Genomic DNA, 834 nt, shown 5'->3' on the forward strand with positions numbered 1-834 from the left:
TATGTTTTAACATATGGCAAGACATATGGCGGAACATATGTCTTAGCATATGCCTTAACAGGTGGTGCGTACATTTACCTGGTGACACCGTCTATCGTGCGCCTCCCTACTCCCCCACTGGTGCGTGTGCTTAGTGTCATTGCTATACAAAAAGCCCCAACCGCAGGGCGGCTGGGGCTTGGCGTGCGAGGGTCTAGATGTTGTTGCCCTCGTGCCAGTTTTCAGCATCGGCGTGCTCGTCGTAGTGCGCCTGGGCGCAGTCTTTGGCTTCGGTAAGGGCCTTGATGGTTAGTTCTACGTCTGCCGGGCTGTAGGCGCGGGCTTGCAACTCGTCAAGCGTTGCGCCTTCTACTGCGTAGATTTCTACGGCGGGGTTTTCCTCGTCGGTGTCGACGGCAATGGTGCGCAGGGCGTGGATTGGGGTAGTCCAGGTTTTCTTCGGCATGGGTCTCTCCTTTTTGGTCTAGGTTATCCCACCAGTGTGTAGGCGGCTTGCGGGGTTGTGCGCAGTTCTAGGCGGGCGGCGGTGTCAATGGCCATAAGCGCCAGGGTGACGATCAATCCGCTAAGGGCGATTGCGGAGGGGATGAAGATTGCTTTTACCCCTTGAGGGAAGACGGCGACATTGGCCAGGAGCGGGAGTAGGACGGCTATGGCTGCGGCGAGTGTGAATAGTGGGCGGTAGGTTTCTTTGATGGTGCGGCTGGTGTCTGCGGGTAGCTGTCGCAGGCGCATTTCTGCGTTGCTGAGGTAGTTGATAATGGGCACGATGAGTGCGGTGGCGGCGATGAGGATCAGTAGTCCTAGGGTGGTTGCCATGTCTGGCGTTCCTTT

The 834-nt window shown here is 57.1% G+C and carries 2 protein-coding genes; both read right to left on the bottom strand.

Going from position 1 to position 834, the window contains the following annotated elements; all coding sequences use genetic code 11:
- Positions 1–193 precede the first annotated feature (193 nt).
- On the bottom strand, positions 194–445 hold the full coding sequence (locus tag HMPREF2808_RS07740) for a hypothetical protein (protein WP_070624364.1): 252 nt from the start codon (positions 443–445) through the stop codon (positions 194–196).
- Positions 446–468: 23 nt separating this feature from the next.
- Positions 469–834 (bottom strand): hypothetical protein (locus tag HMPREF2808_RS07745; protein WP_210386962.1); only part of this gene is annotated, 366 nt, incomplete at its 5' end.

Origin of the sequence: Corynebacterium sp. HMSC078A10, from assembly GCF_001811565.1 — a bacterium.
GTDB classification, from domain to species: domain Bacteria; phylum Actinomycetota; class Actinomycetes; order Mycobacteriales; family Mycobacteriaceae; genus Corynebacterium; species Corynebacterium hesseae.